The following is a 15,784-nucleotide window of genomic DNA, read 5'->3' on the forward strand; positions in this document are numbered from 1 at the left end:
GAACTGCCATGACTGGAACCAAGGAACGCACCACGCTCACGCTCGACGCGAAGACGAAGGAGGAGGCGGCCGCGATCCTCGACGAACTCGGCATGAGCCTGAGCACGTTCGTGGACGTGAGTCTCAAGCAGTTGGTGCGCAATCAGGGCATGCCATTCCGCCCGACGCTGGAGGTCCGTGCGCCGAGGAGGCTGAGCCGGGAGGAGGTGCTGCGCGAAGTGGCACGTCTGGACGCGCTTACGCCCCCGGACGTGCAGGCCGGTCTTGCGGCGCTCACACCGGACGACGAACGTCGGTTGCTGGAGGAACGCGATGCTTAAGCTGTTTCTGGACACCAATGTGCTGCTGGATGCGGTCGGTCTTCAACGCGAGGGACATGCCGAGGCACGGCGACTATTGCTCATCGACCCGCGCAGAGCGAATCTCGGCATCAGCGCCGGCAGTCTCAAAGACTTCTACTTCACCGCGGACAAAGCAAAGGCCGGTATAGGCCGGCACGGCGGATTGGATGACGCCGAACGCCGTCGCTGGATCGGCATTTTCATGGATCTCGCCTCGATCCTTCCCGACGACGAGCGCACGGCGAAAGCGGCCCTCGAATCCAACGAACCCGACTACGAGGACGGCACCAAGCGCGCCACAGCGGAGGCGTGGGAGGCGGACTGGATCGTCACGCGCGATTCCAGCCGTCATGCCTTCGAACGGTCGCCTATCCCCACCGCCACCGCGGCGCAGATCATCAAACGGCTGTAGCGCGGCGTTCGCCTCAAGTCCCGGACCGCATCTCGGGTGGCCGGTTCACGGAATGACGGGGCCGCAATTCCGTGAACCGCAAACCGCACGGAAACGCACATGCATGAGACCACGCAATGGCGCCATTCCGCCGATCCATACATGCGATCGCACATCGTTGCGGCTCACGGAATGACGGGGCGAAAATTCCGTGAGCCGGTCATCCGATCAGCTCTTCCGACGCACCGCCGAATCGACCACACCGACGGCCATGCCGACCACGGCGGGCAGAACCCAGCCGAGCGAATAGCCGTTCAGCGGCAGCAGATCCAGTACGCCGGCCATCCAGACGAACACGCCCGCGCCGCCGAAACCGAACACCGTCGCCAGGGAGACCACGCACCCCAGCAGCGCCACGACGCCCACCAGCAGCACGGTCCAGAAGTACACGCGGCCGAACCGGCCGGCGAACCAGCGATGGGTGAGCGAGAGCAGCACGAGCACGATGGCGATGGGGTAAAGGGCGGAGAGCACCGGCACGGACACTTTGATGATAAGGCTCAGGCCGGCGTTGGACACCACGAAGCTGAACAGCGTGAAGATCACCTGCCATGCGCGGTAGCTCACACCATGGCCGGCCACCGTGCGGAACCGTTCGTGGAAGTACGACGCGCAGGTGCAGATGAGCCCGGTGCACACGTTGAGACAGGCGATCACGAACACCACGCCGAGGAACGCGGTGCCGGCCGCGCCAAACACCGAGGATGTGAGGTTGGTGAGCACGGTGGCGCCGGTGTCATGCTTCGGGTCGATCGCGGCGATGGCTCCGGAGACCACGCCCACATAGCTCAGCGCGCCGTAGATGACCACGAGCAGCACGCCCGTGCCGAGTCCGGCGAACGCGGTCTCGCGGCTGACGGCGCCTTCGTCGTCCACGCCCTGCGCGCGGATGTTCGCGCTGATCACGATGCCGAAGTACAGGGCCGCGAGCAGGTCCATGGTCTGGTAGCCGTCGAGGAACCCGCGGGACAGCTGTCCGGCCGCGTAGTCGCCCATGGGTGCAGCGGGCGTGCCGACGCCGTGGATGAGGCAGGCCGCGAAGATCACGGCGATGAGCGCGAGCAGCAGCGGTCCCATGAACCGGCCGAGCACGCGGGAGAGCTTCTCCGGCCTCTGCGCGAACAGGAAGGCCAGGGCGAAGAACACCGCGGAATAGACGAGCTGAGCCAGCCATTTGCTCATGCCGCCATCGCCGGCGCCGCCGCCCACGAACGGGGCGACCATCATCTCGAACGACGTGGTGGCCGTGCGGGGGATCGCGAAGCACGGGCCGATGGTGAGGATGATCGCCACGGCGAGCACGGTGGCGAAGCCGGGGGAGACGCGGCCGGCCAAGCGGCCGAAGCCACCGGCGAAGGAGACCGACAGCACGCCGAGGATCGGCAGGCCCACCGCGGAGACGATGAATCCGACCGTGGCGGGCACCGCGGCGGCCCCGGCCTGCGCACCCACGAACGGCGGGAAGATGAGATTGCCGGCGCCGAAGAACATGGAGAAGAACGTGAAGGTCATCACCACGCGCTGGCGGGCGGACAGTCGGGAAATCGTCTTGGCGGGCGATGGCATGTGCGGCTCTCTCTTTTCTTGGACTTGTGTCTGGGCTTTTTGGGCTTTCGGGCGTTCCCAGGGTTCCTCCCGTGCGGGGAATGCCTTCGCCAACCTATCGGGGCGCGGTGACAAGAGGAATGCGCGGAACAACGCGAAAGAGGGGTGCGGCCCCTGCTGTTCGCAGGAATCACACCCCTCGGCGGACGAACCCGACCCGCTGCCGGGTCAGGCCGTCATTCGGACCATTCAGCCGTTGACGCGGTCGATGCCGGCCTGGACGTCCGCGAGCACGGAATCCCAGGACTTGATGAAGGCGGCCACGCCGTCGGCCTCGAGCTTGTCGGTGACATCCTTGAGGTTGATGCCGAGCTCGGCGAGCTTGTTGATGATGGCGTGGGACTCCTCGTAGGTGCCCTCGATGGACGGAGCGCCGTTGCCGTGGTCGGCCAGGGCGTTCAGGGTCTTCTCCGGCATGGTGTTGACGATGTGCTTGGCGACGAGCTCGTCAACGTACTTGCAGTCGGAGTAGGCCGGGTTCTTGGTGCCGGTGGAGGCCCACAGCGGACGCTGGACCTTGGCGCCCTTGGCGGCCAGCTCGGCCCAGCGCGGATCGGAGGCGAACTTCTTCTCGAACAGCTCGTAGGCCAGACGGGCGTTGGCCACGGCGGCCTTGCCCTCGAGGGCCTTGGCCTCGTCGGAGCCGTTGGCCTCGAGCAGCTTGTCGACCGCGGTGTCCACGCGGGAGACGAAGAAGGAGGCGACGGAGCCGATGTGCTTGAGGTCGTGGCCGTTCGCGGCGGCCTGGGCGATGCCCTCGATGTAGGCGTCGATGACCTGCTCGTAGCGCTCGAGCGAGAAGATCAGGGTGACGTTCACGGAGATGCCCTTGGCCAGGGTGGCGGTGATGGCCGGCAGGCCCTCGAGGGTCGCCGGGATCTTGATCATCGCGTTCGGACGGTTGACCTTGGCCCACAGCTCCTCGGCCTGCTTCTCGGTGGCCTCGGTCTCGTGAGCGAGGCGCGGGTCGACCTCGATGGAGACGCGGCCGTCGACGAAGTCGGTCTTCTCGGCGATCTCGCGGAAGATGTCGGTGGCGTTGCGCACGTCGGTGGTGGTCAGCTCGCGCACGGCGGTCTCGACGTCGACCTTGCCGAGCTCCTTGAGCTGGGCGTCGTACGGGCCGACCTGGGAGAGGGCCTTCTGGAAGATGGACGGGTTGGTGGTCACGCCGACAACGTTCTTGTTGGCGATGAGGTCCTGCAGGGAGCCGGACTCGATGCGGGAGCGGGACAGGTCGTCCAGCCAGATGGACACGCCGTTGTCGGAAGTGCGCTGAGTTGCTTCGGTCATTGTTTGTTCTCCTTGTTATTGGATGAAATTCTGCATGGGGAGGGGACCCTCGTTGCCGGGATCCCCTCCGGTGTGGCGACGAATCGCGGGACCGGGCCGGGTTATGCGGGCCCGGGCTTGGGATCAGGCGGCCTGAACCTCGGCGATGGAGGCCTTGGCGGCGTCCACCACGTGCTCGGCGGTGATGCCGAGGTCGATGAGGTTCTGCGAGCCGGAGCCCTGCAGGCCGAACTGCTCGATGGAGACGGGCTTGCCGTAGGAGCCGAGGTACTTGTACCACGGCATGGCCACGCCGGCCTCGACGGAGACGCGGGCCTTGACGCCCGCCGGCAGCACGGACTCCTTGTAGTCGGCGTCCTGCTCCTCGAACCACTCGAGCGACGGGACGGAGACCACGCGGGCCTTGACGCCCTCGCCGGCCAGGGTCTTGGCGGCGGAGACGGCCAGCTGGACCTCGGAGCCGGTGGCCATGATGATCACGTCCGGGGTGCCCTCGGTGTCCACGAGGACGTAGGCGCCGCGCTTGACGCCGTCCTTGGCCTTCTCGGCGGTCTCGGCGAGCACCGGGACGCCCTGGCGGGACAGGACCATGGCGGCCGGCAGCGTGTTCTTCTTCTCGAAGAAGTAGCGGTAGGCCTCGGCGGTCTCGAAGGCGTCGGCCGGGCGGACGACCTCGAGCTGCGGCATGGCGCGGAAGGACGCCAGGTGCTCGATCGGCTGGTGGGTCGGGCCGTCCTCGCCGACGGCGACGGAGTCGTGGGACCAGATGTACAGGTTCGGGATCTCCATGAGGGCGGCCAGACGGACGGCGGAGCGCTCGTAGTCGGAGAACATGAAGAAGGTGCCGCCGAACGGACGGGTGTGGGAGCCCAGCAGGATGCCGTTGGTGATGCAGCCCATGGTGAACTCGCGCACGCCGAAGTGGAGCTGGCGGCCGAACTCGCTGCACACCGGCCACTGCTTGGTGGCACACTCGGCCGGGGCGAAGGTGGCCGCGCCCTTGAGGTCGGTCTTGTTGGAGCCGCCGAGGTCGGCGGAGCCACCCCACAGTTCCGGCATGACGGCCGCGATGGCGTTGAGGACGGAGCCGGACGCGCCGCGGGTGGCGACGCCCTTGCCGACCTCGAAGGTGGCCTCGAGGTCGTCGATGGCCTTGTCGAAGCCCTCCGGCAGCTCGCCGGCCTTCAGACGGTCGTACAGGGCGGCCTTGTCCGGGTTGGCCTTGCGCCAGGCGTCGAACTTCTCGTCCCAGGCCTTGTGGGCCTCGAGACCGCGGTCGGCGACCTTGCGGGCGTGGGCGAGGGCCTCCTCGTCGACGTGGAAGGACTCCTCCGGGTCGTAGCCAAGGACCTTCTTGAGGCCGGCGACGGCCTCGGCGCCCAGCTTGGAGCCGTGGGAGGACGGATCATTGGTCTTGCCCGGGGTCGGCCACGCGATGAGGGTGTGGACCTTGATGAGCTTCGGCTGGTCCGGGGCGGCGGCCTCGGCCTTGGCGATCACGTCGGCCAGGCCCTCGACGTCCTCCTTGTAGGAGCCGTCGGGCTGGATGAAGCTGAACTCGTCGGTGTACCAGCCGTAGGCCTGGAAGCGCTTGAGCACGTCCTCGGCCAGCACCAGGTTGGTGTCGCCCTCGATCTGGATGCGGTTGGCGTCGAAGATCACGGTGAGGTTGCCGAGCTTCTGGTTGGCGGCCAGGGCGGCAGCCTCGCCGGAGATGCCCTCCTCGATGTCGCCTTCGCCGCAGATGGCCCAGATCTTGTGGTAGAACGGGGAGTCTTCCTTCTTGGTCTCCGGGTCGAGCAGGCCGCGCTGGAAACGCTCGCCGTACGCGAAGCCGATGGCGGAGGCGAAGCCCTGGCCCAGCGGGCCGGTGGTCATTTCGATGCCGGGGGTCAGGCCGTACTCCGGGTGGCCCGGGGTGCGGGTGTCGGCGCCGCCGCGGAAGTGCTTGAGGTCGTCCAGCGTCAGGCCGTAGCCGGAGAAGTACAGCTGGACGTACTGGGTGAGGGAGGCGTGGCCGCCGGAAAGGATGAAGCGATCGCGGCCTTCCCAGTTGGGATCGTTCGGATCGTGCTTGATGAAGTGCTGGTAGAGCGTGTAGGCGATGGGCGCCAGGGACACCGGGGAACCGGGGTGGCCGGAACCGGCGTTCTCAACCGCGTCGGCCGACAGGACCTTGGCCATCTTGATGGCGCGCTCGTCCAGCTCGGTCTCCTTGAATTCGGTCATGTTTCATTTCCTTCCAATAATTCGGGCCCCACGGCCCGGCAAGCGCCGTGCCATGGTTTGCCTTCACATTGCACTCTCATGCTAACCGTGATCGGCGACTTCGGCGGGCTTTTTTGGAGTGTTTTGTGAGTTTCTGTGCTGTTAGCGTTCACAGTCGGACATGCCCGCACAGGAGCTCTCAGCCCGTAACGAACGGCGCCGCAACGACTTAGCACTCGAAACGCCCGAGTGCTAATACAATGGGAACGGAAACGGAATTCACCGACCGTTCATGTCGCCGCCGCCCGTCCTCGCGCGTCGCATCGCGCGCGCCGACGCGGCCGGACGCATGGAACGGTCGGCGCGATGCCGCCGCGCATACGCAACATAAAGGAGGCGCGCATGACGAACAATCGCCGCATGCTGGTGCTGCGCGCCGTGGTCGAGGACTACATCCGCTCGCAGGAGCCGGTCGGCTCCTCGTCGATCACCCGCGGGCACGATCTGGGCGTGAGCCCGGCCACCGTCCGCAACGACATGGCCGCATTGGAGGACGAGGGCTACCTCGTCCAGCCGCACACCTCGGCGGGCCGCATTCCCACCGAGAAGGGCTACAGGTACTTCGTGGACAAGCTGGCCACCGTGGTGCCGCTGTCCGCCGCTCAGCGACGCGGCATCGACACGTTCCTGTCCGGCTCCGTGAGTCTGGAGGACACGCTGCAGCGCGCCGCCCGGCTGCTGTCCGGCATCACCGGGCAGGTCGCCGTCGTCGCCTCGCCGTCGCTGGCCCGGTCCGCGCTGCGCCGGCTCGAGATCGTGCCGCTCGCCGCGGGGGTGCTGCTCGTGGTGGTCATCACCGACACGGGCCGCGTGGCCCAGCGCAGCGTGAGCCAGCCCGACGCCCCTGACGCGGACTGCGTGGCGCGCCTCAGCGACGCGATCAACGGGCAGTGCCAGGGCATGTCCCTCGAGCAGGCCGGCGCGCGGATCGCGGAGATCGCCGCCTCGCCGTCGTTCGCCGACGACGGCGCGCAGGGGCTCGGCGCCACGCTGGCCCAGGTGTTCACCGACATGGCCTCGCAGGAGCAGGCCGGCGGCCTGTACATGGCGGGCGCCTCCAAGCTCGCCCAGCGCCCGGCGGTGGACATCGCCGATCTGGCCCCGCTGTTCGACGCGCTGGAGGAGCAGGTGGTGCTCATGAAGCTCATGACCTCATTGAGTGAGGTGTCGTCGCAGGCCGGCGGCGTGAGCGTGGCCATCGGCTCGGAGACGCATACGCCCGGGCTGCTGCACGCCTCCGTGGTCACCAGCGGATACGGCAAGTCGAGCGGCGGCGAGGCGAACGCGGCCAAGGGCTCCGAGCCGGTCGCCTTCGTGGGGTCCATCGGCCCCACGCACATGGACTACGTCACCACGATGGCCGCCGTGCGGGCCGTGGCGCGTTACCTCACGGGGTTCATGAACCGCGAGGAGCACGGCGAGTCGGCCTGACCGGCTCCCGTGGCAGAATGTCAGCGAATTCAACAGACACAAGGAAAGAAACCGTGGCAGATTATTACGAGGTGTTGGGCGTCGAGCGCACGGCCAGCGAAGAGGAGATCAAGAAGGCCTATCGCAAGATGAGCCGCAAGTACCATCCGGACATCGCGGGTCCCGAGTTCGAGGACAAGTTCAAGGAGGTCAACGCCGCCTACGAGGTGCTCTCCGACTCGAACAAGCGCCAGATGTACGATCAGGGCGTCGACCCCAACAACCCGCAGGCCTCGGCCGGGTTCGGCGGCGGCTCGTTCAACATGGGGGACATGGGCGACATCTTCGGCCAGTTCTTCGGCGGCGGGTTCGGCGGCGCGGGCCAAGGCCCGATCCCGCGCACGCAGCCGGGCCGCGACGCCCTCGCCTCCGTGGTGATCGACCTCAAGACCGCCGTGTTCGGCGGCGTGGCCCACGCGGAGATCAACACGTTCGCGCTGTGCCAGGAGTGCGGCGGCACCGGCGCGCAGGCCGGCTCCCAGCCCGTCACCTGCCCCGACTGCAAGGGCCGCGGCTTCGCGCAGAAGGTGGTCCGCACGCTGCTCGGCCAGATGATGACCTCCGCCCCGTGCGAGCGCTGCGAGGGCCACGGCACCATCATCGAAAAGCCGTGCGCGAGCTGCATGGGCCACGGCCGCGTGCGCGCCAAGCGCTCCGTGGGCGTGACCATCCCCGCCGGTATCCGCGACGACTCCCGTCTGCGCCTCGCGTCCCAGGGCGAGGTGGGCGAGGGCGGCGGCGCGGCCGGCGACCTCTACATCGACGTGCGCATCAAGGCGGACAAGCAGTACACGCGCGACGGCGACGACCTGCACTGCTGGATCCAGGTGCCCATGAGCTGGGCGGTGCTCGGCCACGAACTGACCATCGAGACCTTCGACGGACCGCAGAAGATCACCATCCCCGCCGGCTGCCAGCCCGAGGACACCGTCGCGCTGAAGGGCCTCGGCGTCACCAAGCTGCGCACGCAGGAGCGCGGCGATCTCGTGGCGCACATCGCCGTCCACATCCCCACCAAGCTCAACGACCGCGAACGCGACCTCATGACCCAGTTCGGTCAGCTGCACGATTCCTCCGCCGGCCACGTGGCGCAGAGCAGCAGGCCGCGCAATGCGGGGAAGAAGGGATTCTTCAGCAAATTGAAGGACGCACTGAGCTGAGCATTTGATCCGAATCCCCGCCCATACACGCGATGGCCGGTGTTATGCAAGCACGCATAACACCGGCCATCGCGTGTATGCGGCTGTTATAGCCATCGCCATAACAGCCGCTTGAGTCCTTTCCGACCCGGCAATCAGCCCAGCAGTGAGCGCAGCATGGCACGGTACTCGCTCACGTAGCCGCCGCCGAAGAACACGCAGTGCCCGGCGATGGGGTAGAGCTGCCAGAGGGTGAGGCGGTCCTCGAAGCCCTTCTTGAGCGGGTGCACGGTCTGGTAGCCGTCGAGGATGTTGCTCAGGTAGGACATGCCGAACAGGTGAAGCATGGCCAGATCCTCCTCGCGGTGGCCGCCGTGTGCCGCGGGGTCGATGAGCACCGCTTCGGTCTCGCCGTCCGCGCGGTGCGTCCACATTACGTTGCCGCTCCACAGGTCGCCGTGCACGCGGGCGGGCTTGTCGTCCGCCGCCTTGCCGAGGATCTCCGGCATGGCGGCGATCACCTCGCGCGTCACCTTGAGGTCATCCGCGTCCAGCGAACCGCGGCGGATGCCCATCTCGACCATCGGGATCAGGCGCCCCTCGGCGTAGTACGTGACCGGATCGGTCCACGTGCCGGTGTCCATCGGCACCGGATCCTGCAGCGGGCCGAAGTAGCACGTGCCCTCGTAGCCGGCGGGGGCGGAGCCGAAGTAGTCGGCGCCCGCGTCGTGCATGTGCGCCAGGGCGGCGCCGAACCGGAACGCGGCGTGCGGCGTGGGGGAGGCCGGCTCCACACGCTCGATGTCCAGATGCCCGTCGGTCCAGCCGTACACCTCCACCACGCGCGGACCGCCCTGCGACTGCGCCTCGCCGAGCCATTCGAGGCCTCGCCCCTCGCACTCGAAGAATCCCTTGGGCGCGAACGCGCGCGACTTGCGGTATTGAGCCATGTCCTCTCCTTGACGATCCTCGGCGGTCCGACGCCGCCCCCTGCGATTGTAATGCGTTTTGGCAGGCATGGCGCTAGTCTTAGACACGACTAAGAACCGCTGAATTAGAAGTAGGGGTCATGAATTTCTTCCAAGCCATCTTCCTTGGCATCGTTCAGGCGCTGACCGAGTATCTGCCGGTCTCCTCCAGCGCGCACATCCGCATCATCGGCGACCTCATGATCGGCTCCGATCCGGGCGCCGCCTTCACCGCCATCATCCAGATCGGCACCGAGCTGGCCGTGCTGCTGTACTTCCGCCACGACATCATCCGCATCCTCGGCGCGTGGTTCGGCTCCCTGTTCGGCAAGGAGGGCAAGGACTGGAAGTCCCGCCTCGGCGCGCACAACCGCGACACCCAGATGGGCTGGTACATCATCATCGGCACGCTGCCGATCGTCATCGCCGGCGTCCTGTTCAAGAGCGCCATCGAAACCACGCTGCGCAACCTGTGGATCACCGTCACCGTACTCGCCGTGTTCGGCGTGCTGCTGTGGGTCTTCGACGCCCGCGCCAAGCAGGTCAAGACCATGGACCGCATGACCGTCAAGGATGCCATCGTCTTCGGCATCGGCCAGATGCTCGCCCTCATCCCCGGCGTCTCCCGCTCCGGCGGCACCATCACCTTCGGCCGCGCGATGGGCTACACCCGCGAGGCCGCCGTGCGCGTCGCGTTCCTCATGGCCATTCCGGCCGTGTTCGGCGCCGGCATCCTCGAGACCGTCTCCTCCATCAAGGACCTCAACGCCTGCGCCGCGGCCGGCAACGACCCGACCGCCGAGGCGTGCATCAGCGCCGGCACCATGTTCCCGGGCTGGGGCCCGACCATCGCGGCCACCATCGTGTCCTTCCTGCTCGGCTACATCGTGATCATCGGCTTCCTCAAGTTCGTGTCCACCTTCTCCTACAAGGCGTTCGCGATCTACCGCATCGTGCTGGCCGTGATCGTGGCCATCCTGCTGCTCACCGGCGTGCTGTCCCCGGTCGAGGCCACCGCCGCCGCGGGGGCCTGAGCCAGGGGCCGGTCCGCGTCCAGAACCAACAAACAGGGGTTTGAACCGCTCATGCACGCGGTTCAGACCCCTGTTTTCACATCCGGTGCGATTTCTGACCTGACCGGCGCCGAAAGACGGCCATTCGCCCCTCGCGGTTCGGCCATTTTTCGCCGTTGCCCATCGTCAAAACGGCTTTGTTGTCCGCCGCGTTAGGTCAGAAATCGAAGGAGCGGCCTCACTGTCCGCTGATGTCGCGCAAAAACGCCTCCGCCTCCTGCGCGATATCGTTGCCGGTGGTCTCGGACATCCTGTCGGACAGCTTCTCCTGCTCGCGCGTGTCCATCTCGACCTCCAAATGGCGCACGTAGTCGCCGAGCTCGTCGTTGCAGCGGACGAGCAGGCTGGCCTGCGCCTTCCACTGCGCGGCCTTCTTGGGCAGATCGCCCTCCTCGAGGTCCACGCCGATCGTGTCCGACAGCTTCCTCAGCAGCGCCAGCGTGGCCTGCGCGCAGTCATCGCCGCTCAGGTACTGCGGGATGGAGACCCACATGGACGCGGTGGGGAAGCCATGGTCGTGGGCAACCTGGTCGAGCACGGTGGGGATGCCGATCGGGCCGGTGTAGTCGTCCTCGCCGACGTCCACGGTGTTGTAGCCGCCGGTCGTCACGTCGACGGGCAGGGGACGGGTGTGCGGGCAGTCGGCGAACATGGAGCCGAGGCTGATCACCATGTCGGCGTCGCAGTCCTCGGCGAAGTGCAGGCTGCGGTGGCAGAACTCAAGCCAGCGGTAGTTGGGCTCGGGGCCAATTTCCACGATGAGCGAGTGCGACTCGTCCACCTTGACCTGATAGACGGTGGTCTCCGGCCACACGATGCTGCGGCGTCCGTTCATGGCGCAGAGCATGGGACGGGAAGTCTGGTAGTCGTAGAAGCCGGCGCAGCAGATCTTGCCGACCTCCTGGGACTCGTACGTGTCGATGAGATGGCGCGCGACGTTGGTGGCCGCCTGGCAGGCGTCGTTCCATCCCGCGAAGGCGCTGACCATCACGCAACTGGGCTTCGTCATATGTTCTTCACTCACGCCTCCCAGTGTAACGGGACGGTGTTGCGGGCGGGACGCCAATCCGCCGTAGGCGTGAAACGCCGGAATCCGGCGCTGCGGAGCCCGTGCGGCATCTACGCGACACGCCCATGTTTGCAAATCACAGGGATGTCGTTATAGTAGTTACTCGTGCTTCGGCGGAAGGAATTCCGTTGTGCCTTCGCGGACATAGCTTAGTTGGTAAAGCGCAACCTTGCCAAGGTTGAGACCGCGGGTTCGAGTCCCGTTGTCCGCTCTAGGTCCGATGAGTTGACAGACCTTACGGTGGGTTAGCCAAGCGGTTAGGCAGCGGCCTGCAAAGCCGTATAGACGAGTTCGACTCTCGTACCCACCTCTCGGACGGGCGGAGTTATCCGTGCCGACGACCAAGGACCTGGGCGGTTGGCGCAGAGGTAGCGCACTTCCCTGACACGGAAGGGGTCACAAGTTCGAATCTTGTATCGCCCACTCGTATAACTGAACACCGATTGATTTCGGGCGATTGGCGCAGCGGCTAGCGCACTTCGTTCACACCGAAGGGGTCGTAGGTTCGATTCCTACATCGCCCACTGAATCCCGCTTCTCACGGCGGGATTCTTTGCGGACATAGCTTAGTTGGTAAAGCGCAACCTTGCCAAGGTTGAGACCGCGGGTCCGAGTCCCGTTGTCCGCTCCGATTGCGATAAAGGCCTTTCCCAGTGCGGAAAGGCCTTTATTCGTATTGGCCCGCCTGCACCCGAAGGGGACCGGAATGCACCCGCGCGTCCGAGTCCCCTCCACCCGATCACAATGCATGGGAATGCACGTGCGCCGTTTTTGGACGGGGAGCGGGCGCTCCCTGTCCGACGTCGACGAAAATGGCTTTATTCCGCGGATTGCACGGCCTCTGGACAGGGGAGTGGGCGCTCCCCGTCCGCACACCCGCTCCCGGTCCGGGATAAGGTGGGGGCCCGACACATCACGGCAAGCTGTCGATCGGGCGTGCGCGACCAACCGCCGCTCGGATAGAGTGCTGATCAGCGCCCGGTTCCATCCCGGAGGGCACGAGCGAGCAAGGAGGCTTGACCATGACGGCACTGATGGTATTGACGGGCGCCGAACGCTGCTTCATCTACTGGCTGGCCTACGCGTTCGTCGGCTGGGCGTGGGAGACCGGTCTGAGCGTGGTACTGCGCAGGCGGTTCGAGGACCGGGGCGTGCTCAACGGCCCACTGTGCCCGATCTACGGCTTCGGCGGGCTGCTGGCCGTCGCGATGCTCGGCGACGTATCGAATCCGGTGGCGCTGTTCCTGTCGTGCGGCGTGCTGGCGTGCACGCTGGAATATCTGTCGTCGTGGGCGATCGAGGCGCTGTTCCACGTGCGGCTGTGGGATTACACCGGCAAGCCGTTCAACATCAACGGACGCGTGTATCTCAACGGTTTTCTGGCGTTCGGCGCGGGCGCGACCGCCGTGGTCATGGTGGTGCAGCCGTGGATGGCCGGGATCGTGGAGTCATGGCCGCCGCTCGTGCTGCATCTGGTGGCCGGGCTGCTGTGCGCGGCCACGCTGGCGGACGCGGCGGTCACCGTGGCGGGGCTCGTGAGCTTCGACACGCGCCTTGGCCGTGTGGCCGAGGACCTGAAGGAACTCAAGCTCGAGCAGATCCGCGGCATCGACGACCGGATCACCGCCGCGGACGAGCAGTGGGAGCGCCGCATGGCCGAGGCGCGCTCCGATCTGGAAACCGCGAGCGAGGAGGCCCGCGGGCGCATCCGGGGCACGCTGAACTGGCAGCAGCGCCGACTCATCCGCATCTTCCCGACCCTCACGTCCTCCCGCGACGCCGGGCTCGCCGAACGCATCCGCGCGCTGCTCGAACGCCGCCGCTGAGCCGGCGTAGTCCCGCGGACGACGGCGCTCCGCGACACGCCGCAACGCACGCCATACGATGGAGGCATGAGCACGCAATCGGCATTTCCGTCCGGCCGCACGTCGACCAAGGCGAACGCGACGGGAAAACGGACCGTCGGCATCGTGGACAACGACCCGTTCACCCTGTCGGCGCTGCGCGACGTGGTCGAGCGGATGCTCGGCTACCGGGTATGTTGGGCGGAACGTTCGGCGATCACCGCGCTCGGCCTGTGCGGGGACCCGGCGACCGCCCCGGACGTGCTGCTCACCGACGTGATGATGCCCGACATGTCCGGACTCACGCTGTGCCGTCTGGTGCGCAGCCGCACGGCGGACATCCCGGTGCTCGCGATCACGTCGTACAACCTCGACGTGTACGCCGCCAAGGCGCGCGACGCCGGCGCGCAGGGCATCGTGAACAAGGACGATCCCGCGGTGATCACGGCTGCGATATCCGCCGTGGCGAACGGCATGACATGGCCGTACCGGGGCGGCGGAGGCTCCGACGGCGGGCGCGCATGGACCACGGTCACCTTTCCCACGGCAACGCAGGCTCATGCGCGGGTGTCGGTGAGCGACGCGCAACGGGCGATTGCCTCGCTCACCGCGCGCGAGCTGGAGGTGGTGCGTCTCACGTGCGAGACGCTGGCTCCGTTCGGAGACATCGCCGTCAGACTCGACTGCGCCGAATCGACGGTGAAGACGCTCGCCAGGCGCGCATACCGCAAGCTCGGTGTCACCAGCCGGCGTGAACTCATGGCCCTGTGGGCGGAAGGACTGCTCTCATGAACGCACATCCCATGACAGCGAAGGGCGATGCGAACGATCATGCGAAGAACATCGTGCCGATCACCGCGTCCAAGCCGACGCCCGCGAAGACGAAGACAACGGCAACGACGGCGTCCGGCGACGGGGGAGCGACGCGGCATGCGTCCGGTCGCCCGCACGGTCTGGCCGACATGCCGCTCCGGTGGGCCCGCCGCGCCGCGGGCCTGCTGGCCGCGACCCTGCGCGCCAACTGGTGGTGCGCCGCGCTGGCCGCCGCGGGACTCGCGTGGGAGGTGTGGCACGTATTCGGCGACCCGCTGCGCACCTACTATTTCTTCTACAATGAGCATCTGCTGACGCTCACGATCGTGTTCGGCGCGACGCTCATGCTCGGTCTGCCTCTGGCGCCGAAGTACGCGTCCGTCGCGGTGATGGCGCTGGGCGCGCTGTGGGTCGGCATGATGCCGTATTCCACGTCCGTCGCCATGATCGTGGGCGTGACGGCCGCCGCCGGCGCACTGGCCTATCTCAAGCCGCGCTGGGCCATGGCCGCCACGGGCGTGTGGTCGGTGGCGATCCTATGGGCGTATTACCGGAGGTCCCGTGAATTCCGCACGAGCGGAACGGATTTCGACTACTACTGCATGCTGCTCATCGCATGCGTGGTGACCGCCTGCTGCGTTGGCATGACGATCGGCTGGCGGCGGCAGGCGCGGGCCATGGCCGACGAGCAGGTGGAGCGCCGGCGCGCGGAACAGGCGCTGGCACGCAAGCGGCGCAACGAGACGATTGCGAAGAACATCCATGATTCGCTCACGGGGAACCTGTCGTACATCGCGCTGCTGGCCCAACGCGAGCTGGCGCGCATGGAAGCCGACGACGCCGGCAAACCCGGTCCGAACGACCCGGCGTACGAGACGTGGCGGAGCGTGGAGCGCAACGCGAGCGATGCCCTGCGCGGGGTGCGGCGGGTGATCGGCCTGCTGGACGCGGACGATTCGGGCGCGCACGGCGGCACAGCGGACGAACGTTCGTTCGAAGGCATCATGCGCCTTGCCGAACCGAAGCTGGACGATCTGGGCATCCACGGCAAAACGGTGATTCTGAACCGATCCGGCGGCACGAAGCCCGACGGGGAACGGCTGGAGGCGGCCCACGCGCTCGTGGAGGAACTGTACGCGAACCTGATGCGGCATTGCGAACCGGGGGAGCACGCGTACTTCCTGCGCGTCGAGGTAGCCGACGAAGGCACGACCATAGCCGAGGCCAACGCGATGCGCCCCGACGAGGAACATGAGCGGGACGGCACGGCCCGACTGCCCGAATCCGGCACCGGTCTGGTCCGTCACGCGCGGACGATCCAGCGTCTCGGCGGCACATGCGACTGGCGCGCCGACGGCGGCGAATGGCTGCTTTCCGCGTTCATCCCGGCCGGTGAGGACGATGCGACCGAAACGTCCTTGATATCATCCCGCTGAGCGAGGTCCGAGGC

The 15,784-nt window shown here is 66.9% G+C and carries 13 protein-coding genes and 5 tRNA genes; 13 read left to right on the forward strand and 5 right to left on the reverse strand.

Features of this window, described 5'->3' with window-relative positions; all coding sequences use genetic code 11:
- Nucleotides 1–8: 8 nt before the first annotated feature.
- Both DSM100685_RS00140 and DSM100685_RS00145 read left to right on the forward strand, forming a co-directional pair.
- Nucleotides 9–320 (forward strand): type II toxin-antitoxin system RelB/DinJ family antitoxin, encoded by a 312-nt coding sequence (locus tag DSM100685_RS00140; RefSeq protein ID WP_152349357.1) that lies wholly within the window; start codon nucleotides 9–11, stop codon nucleotides 318–320.
- Entirely contained in the window at nucleotides 313–753 is a 441-nt protein-coding gene (locus DSM100685_RS00145; protein ID WP_152349358.1) for a type II toxin-antitoxin system VapC family toxin, read from the forward strand. The genes DSM100685_RS00140 and DSM100685_RS00145 overlap by 8 nt, the downstream gene beginning before the upstream one ends.
- A 207-nt stretch (nucleotides 754–960) precedes the next feature.
- On the opposite strand, the gene brnQ is transcribed toward DSM100685_RS00145, so the two are convergent.
- From brnQ to tkt, 3 genes are all read right to left on the reverse strand, one after another.
- Complete coding sequence (gene brnQ, locus DSM100685_RS00150; RefSeq protein WP_152349605.1) at nucleotides 961–2,337, reverse strand: branched-chain amino acid transport system II carrier protein; 1,377 nt, start codon at nucleotides 2,335–2,337, stop codon at nucleotides 961–963.
- A gap of 249 nt (nucleotides 2,338–2,586) precedes the next feature.
- Entirely contained in the window at nucleotides 2,587–3,690 is a 1,104-nt protein-coding gene (gene tal, locus DSM100685_RS00155) for a transaldolase (protein WP_152349359.1), read from the reverse strand.
- A 123-nt stretch (nucleotides 3,691–3,813) separates the two neighbouring features.
- Nucleotides 3,814–5,919, reverse strand: coding sequence for a transketolase (gene tkt, locus DSM100685_RS00160; RefSeq protein WP_152349360.1), 2,106 nt, complete (start codon nucleotides 5,917–5,919; stop codon nucleotides 3,814–3,816).
- Between the two features lie 381 nt (nucleotides 5,920–6,300).
- Here tkt and hrcA point away from each other — a divergent pair, with 381 nt between their 5' ends.
- Both hrcA and dnaJ read left to right on the forward strand, forming a co-directional pair.
- Entirely contained in the window at nucleotides 6,301–7,389 is a 1,089-nt protein-coding gene (hrcA, locus tag DSM100685_RS00165; protein ID WP_152349361.1) for a heat-inducible transcriptional repressor HrcA, read from the forward strand.
- Nucleotides 7,390–7,442: 53 nt separating this feature from the next.
- Complete coding sequence (gene dnaJ / locus DSM100685_RS00170; RefSeq protein ID WP_152349362.1) at nucleotides 7,443–8,588, forward strand: molecular chaperone DnaJ; 1,146 nt, start codon at nucleotides 7,443–7,445, stop codon at nucleotides 8,586–8,588.
- 134 nt (nucleotides 8,589–8,722) lie between these two features.
- On the opposite strand, the gene DSM100685_RS00175 is transcribed toward dnaJ, so the two are convergent.
- Nucleotides 8,723–9,517 carry a fructosamine kinase family protein gene (locus tag DSM100685_RS00175; RefSeq protein WP_152349363.1) on the reverse strand — a complete coding sequence of 265 codons (795 nt, stop codon included), beginning with the start codon at nucleotides 9,515–9,517 and terminating at the stop codon, nucleotides 8,723–8,725.
- A gap of 119 nt (nucleotides 9,518–9,636) precedes the next feature.
- On the opposite strand from DSM100685_RS00175, the gene DSM100685_RS00180 reads away from it, so the two are divergent.
- A complete protein-coding gene (locus DSM100685_RS00180) occupies nucleotides 9,637–10,569 on the forward strand; it encodes an undecaprenyl-diphosphate phosphatase (RefSeq protein WP_152349364.1) in 933 nt (310 codons plus the stop codon).
- A 217-nt stretch (nucleotides 10,570–10,786) separates the two neighbouring features.
- Here the strand turns inward: DSM100685_RS00180 and DSM100685_RS00185 are convergent, their stop codons facing one another.
- Nucleotides 10,787–11,596 carry a PAC2 family protein gene (locus DSM100685_RS00185; RefSeq protein WP_420837362.1) on the reverse strand — a complete coding sequence of 270 codons (810 nt, stop codon included), beginning with the start codon at nucleotides 11,594–11,596 and terminating at the stop codon, nucleotides 10,787–10,789.
- A 219-nt stretch (nucleotides 11,597–11,815) separates the two neighbouring features.
- Between DSM100685_RS00185 and DSM100685_RS00190 the strand changes: the two genes are divergently transcribed.
- The 8 genes from DSM100685_RS00190 to DSM100685_RS00225 all read left to right on the forward strand — a co-directional run bounded on the left by DSM100685_RS00190 (nucleotide 11,816) and on the right by DSM100685_RS00225 (nucleotide 15,770).
- Nucleotides 11,816–11,888 (forward strand) — tRNA-Gly (locus tag DSM100685_RS00190).
- Between the two features lie 28 nt (nucleotides 11,889–11,916).
- Nucleotides 11,917–11,987 (forward strand) — tRNA-Cys (locus tag DSM100685_RS00195).
- A gap of 41 nt (nucleotides 11,988–12,028) precedes the next feature.
- A tRNA-Val gene (locus tag DSM100685_RS00200) sits at nucleotides 12,029–12,100 on the forward strand.
- Nucleotides 12,101–12,128: 28 nt separating this feature from the next.
- A tRNA-Val gene (locus DSM100685_RS00205) sits at nucleotides 12,129–12,201 on the forward strand.
- A gap of 31 nt (nucleotides 12,202–12,232) precedes the next feature.
- A tRNA-Gly gene (locus DSM100685_RS00210) sits at nucleotides 12,233–12,305 on the forward strand.
- A gap of 394 nt (nucleotides 12,306–12,699) precedes the next feature.
- Entirely contained in the window at nucleotides 12,700–13,503 is an 804-nt protein-coding gene (locus DSM100685_RS00215; protein WP_152349366.1) for a putative ABC transporter permease, read from the forward strand.
- 66 nt (nucleotides 13,504–13,569) lie between these two features.
- Nucleotides 13,570–14,313, forward strand: a complete 744-nt coding sequence (locus DSM100685_RS00220; protein WP_152349367.1) for a response regulator transcription factor — start codon at nucleotides 13,570–13,572, stop codon at nucleotides 14,311–14,313.
- Nucleotides 14,310–15,770 (forward strand): histidine kinase, encoded by a 1,461-nt coding sequence (locus DSM100685_RS00225; RefSeq protein ID WP_152349368.1) that lies wholly within the window; start codon nucleotides 14,310–14,312, stop codon nucleotides 15,768–15,770. The genes DSM100685_RS00220 and DSM100685_RS00225 overlap by 4 nt, the downstream gene beginning before the upstream one ends.
- The last annotated feature ends 14 nt before the right edge of the window (nucleotides 15,771–15,784 follow it).

It is taken from the genome of Bifidobacterium avesanii (assembly GCF_009299475.1).
Classification (GTDB): Bacteria; Actinomycetota; Actinomycetes; order Actinomycetales; family Bifidobacteriaceae; genus Bifidobacterium; species Bifidobacterium avesanii.

Excerpts from the sequence above, each read along its gene's own strand:
- DSM100685_RS00140 (WP_152349357.1), top strand. The coding sequence starts at position 9 with ATGACTGGAACCAAGGAACGCACCACGCTCACGCTCGACGCGAAGACG.
- DSM100685_RS00145 (WP_152349358.1), top strand. The coding sequence starts at position 313 with ATGCTTAAGCTGTTTCTGGACACCAATGTGCTGCTGGATGCGGTCGGT.
- DSM100685_RS00185 (WP_420837362.1), bottom strand. The coding sequence starts at position 11,596 with ATGGTCAGCGCCTTCGCGGGATGGAACGACGCCTGCCAGGCGGCCACC.
- tkt (WP_152349360.1), bottom strand. The coding sequence starts at position 5,919 with ATGACCGAATTCAAGGAGACCGAGCTGGACGAGCGCGCCATCAAGATG.
- hrcA (WP_152349361.1), top strand. The coding sequence starts at position 6,301 with ATGACGAACAATCGCCGCATGCTGGTGCTGCGCGCCGTGGTCGAGGAC.
- tal (WP_152349359.1), bottom strand. The coding sequence starts at position 3,690 with ATGACCGAAGCAACTCAGCGCACTTCCGACAACGGCGTGTCCATCTGG.
- DSM100685_RS00215 (WP_152349366.1), top strand. The coding sequence starts at position 12,700 with ATGACGGCACTGATGGTATTGACGGGCGCCGAACGCTGCTTCATCTAC.
- DSM100685_RS00220 (WP_152349367.1), top strand. The coding sequence starts at position 13,570 with ATGAGCACGCAATCGGCATTTCCGTCCGGCCGCACGTCGACCAAGGCG.
- DSM100685_RS00225 (WP_152349368.1), top strand. The coding sequence starts at position 14,310 with ATGAACGCACATCCCATGACAGCGAAGGGCGATGCGAACGATCATGCG.
- DSM100685_RS00175 (WP_152349363.1), bottom strand. The coding sequence starts at position 9,517 with ATGGCTCAATACCGCAAGTCGCGCGCGTTCGCGCCCAAGGGATTCTTC.
- DSM100685_RS00180 (WP_152349364.1), top strand. The coding sequence starts at position 9,637 with ATGAATTTCTTCCAAGCCATCTTCCTTGGCATCGTTCAGGCGCTGACC.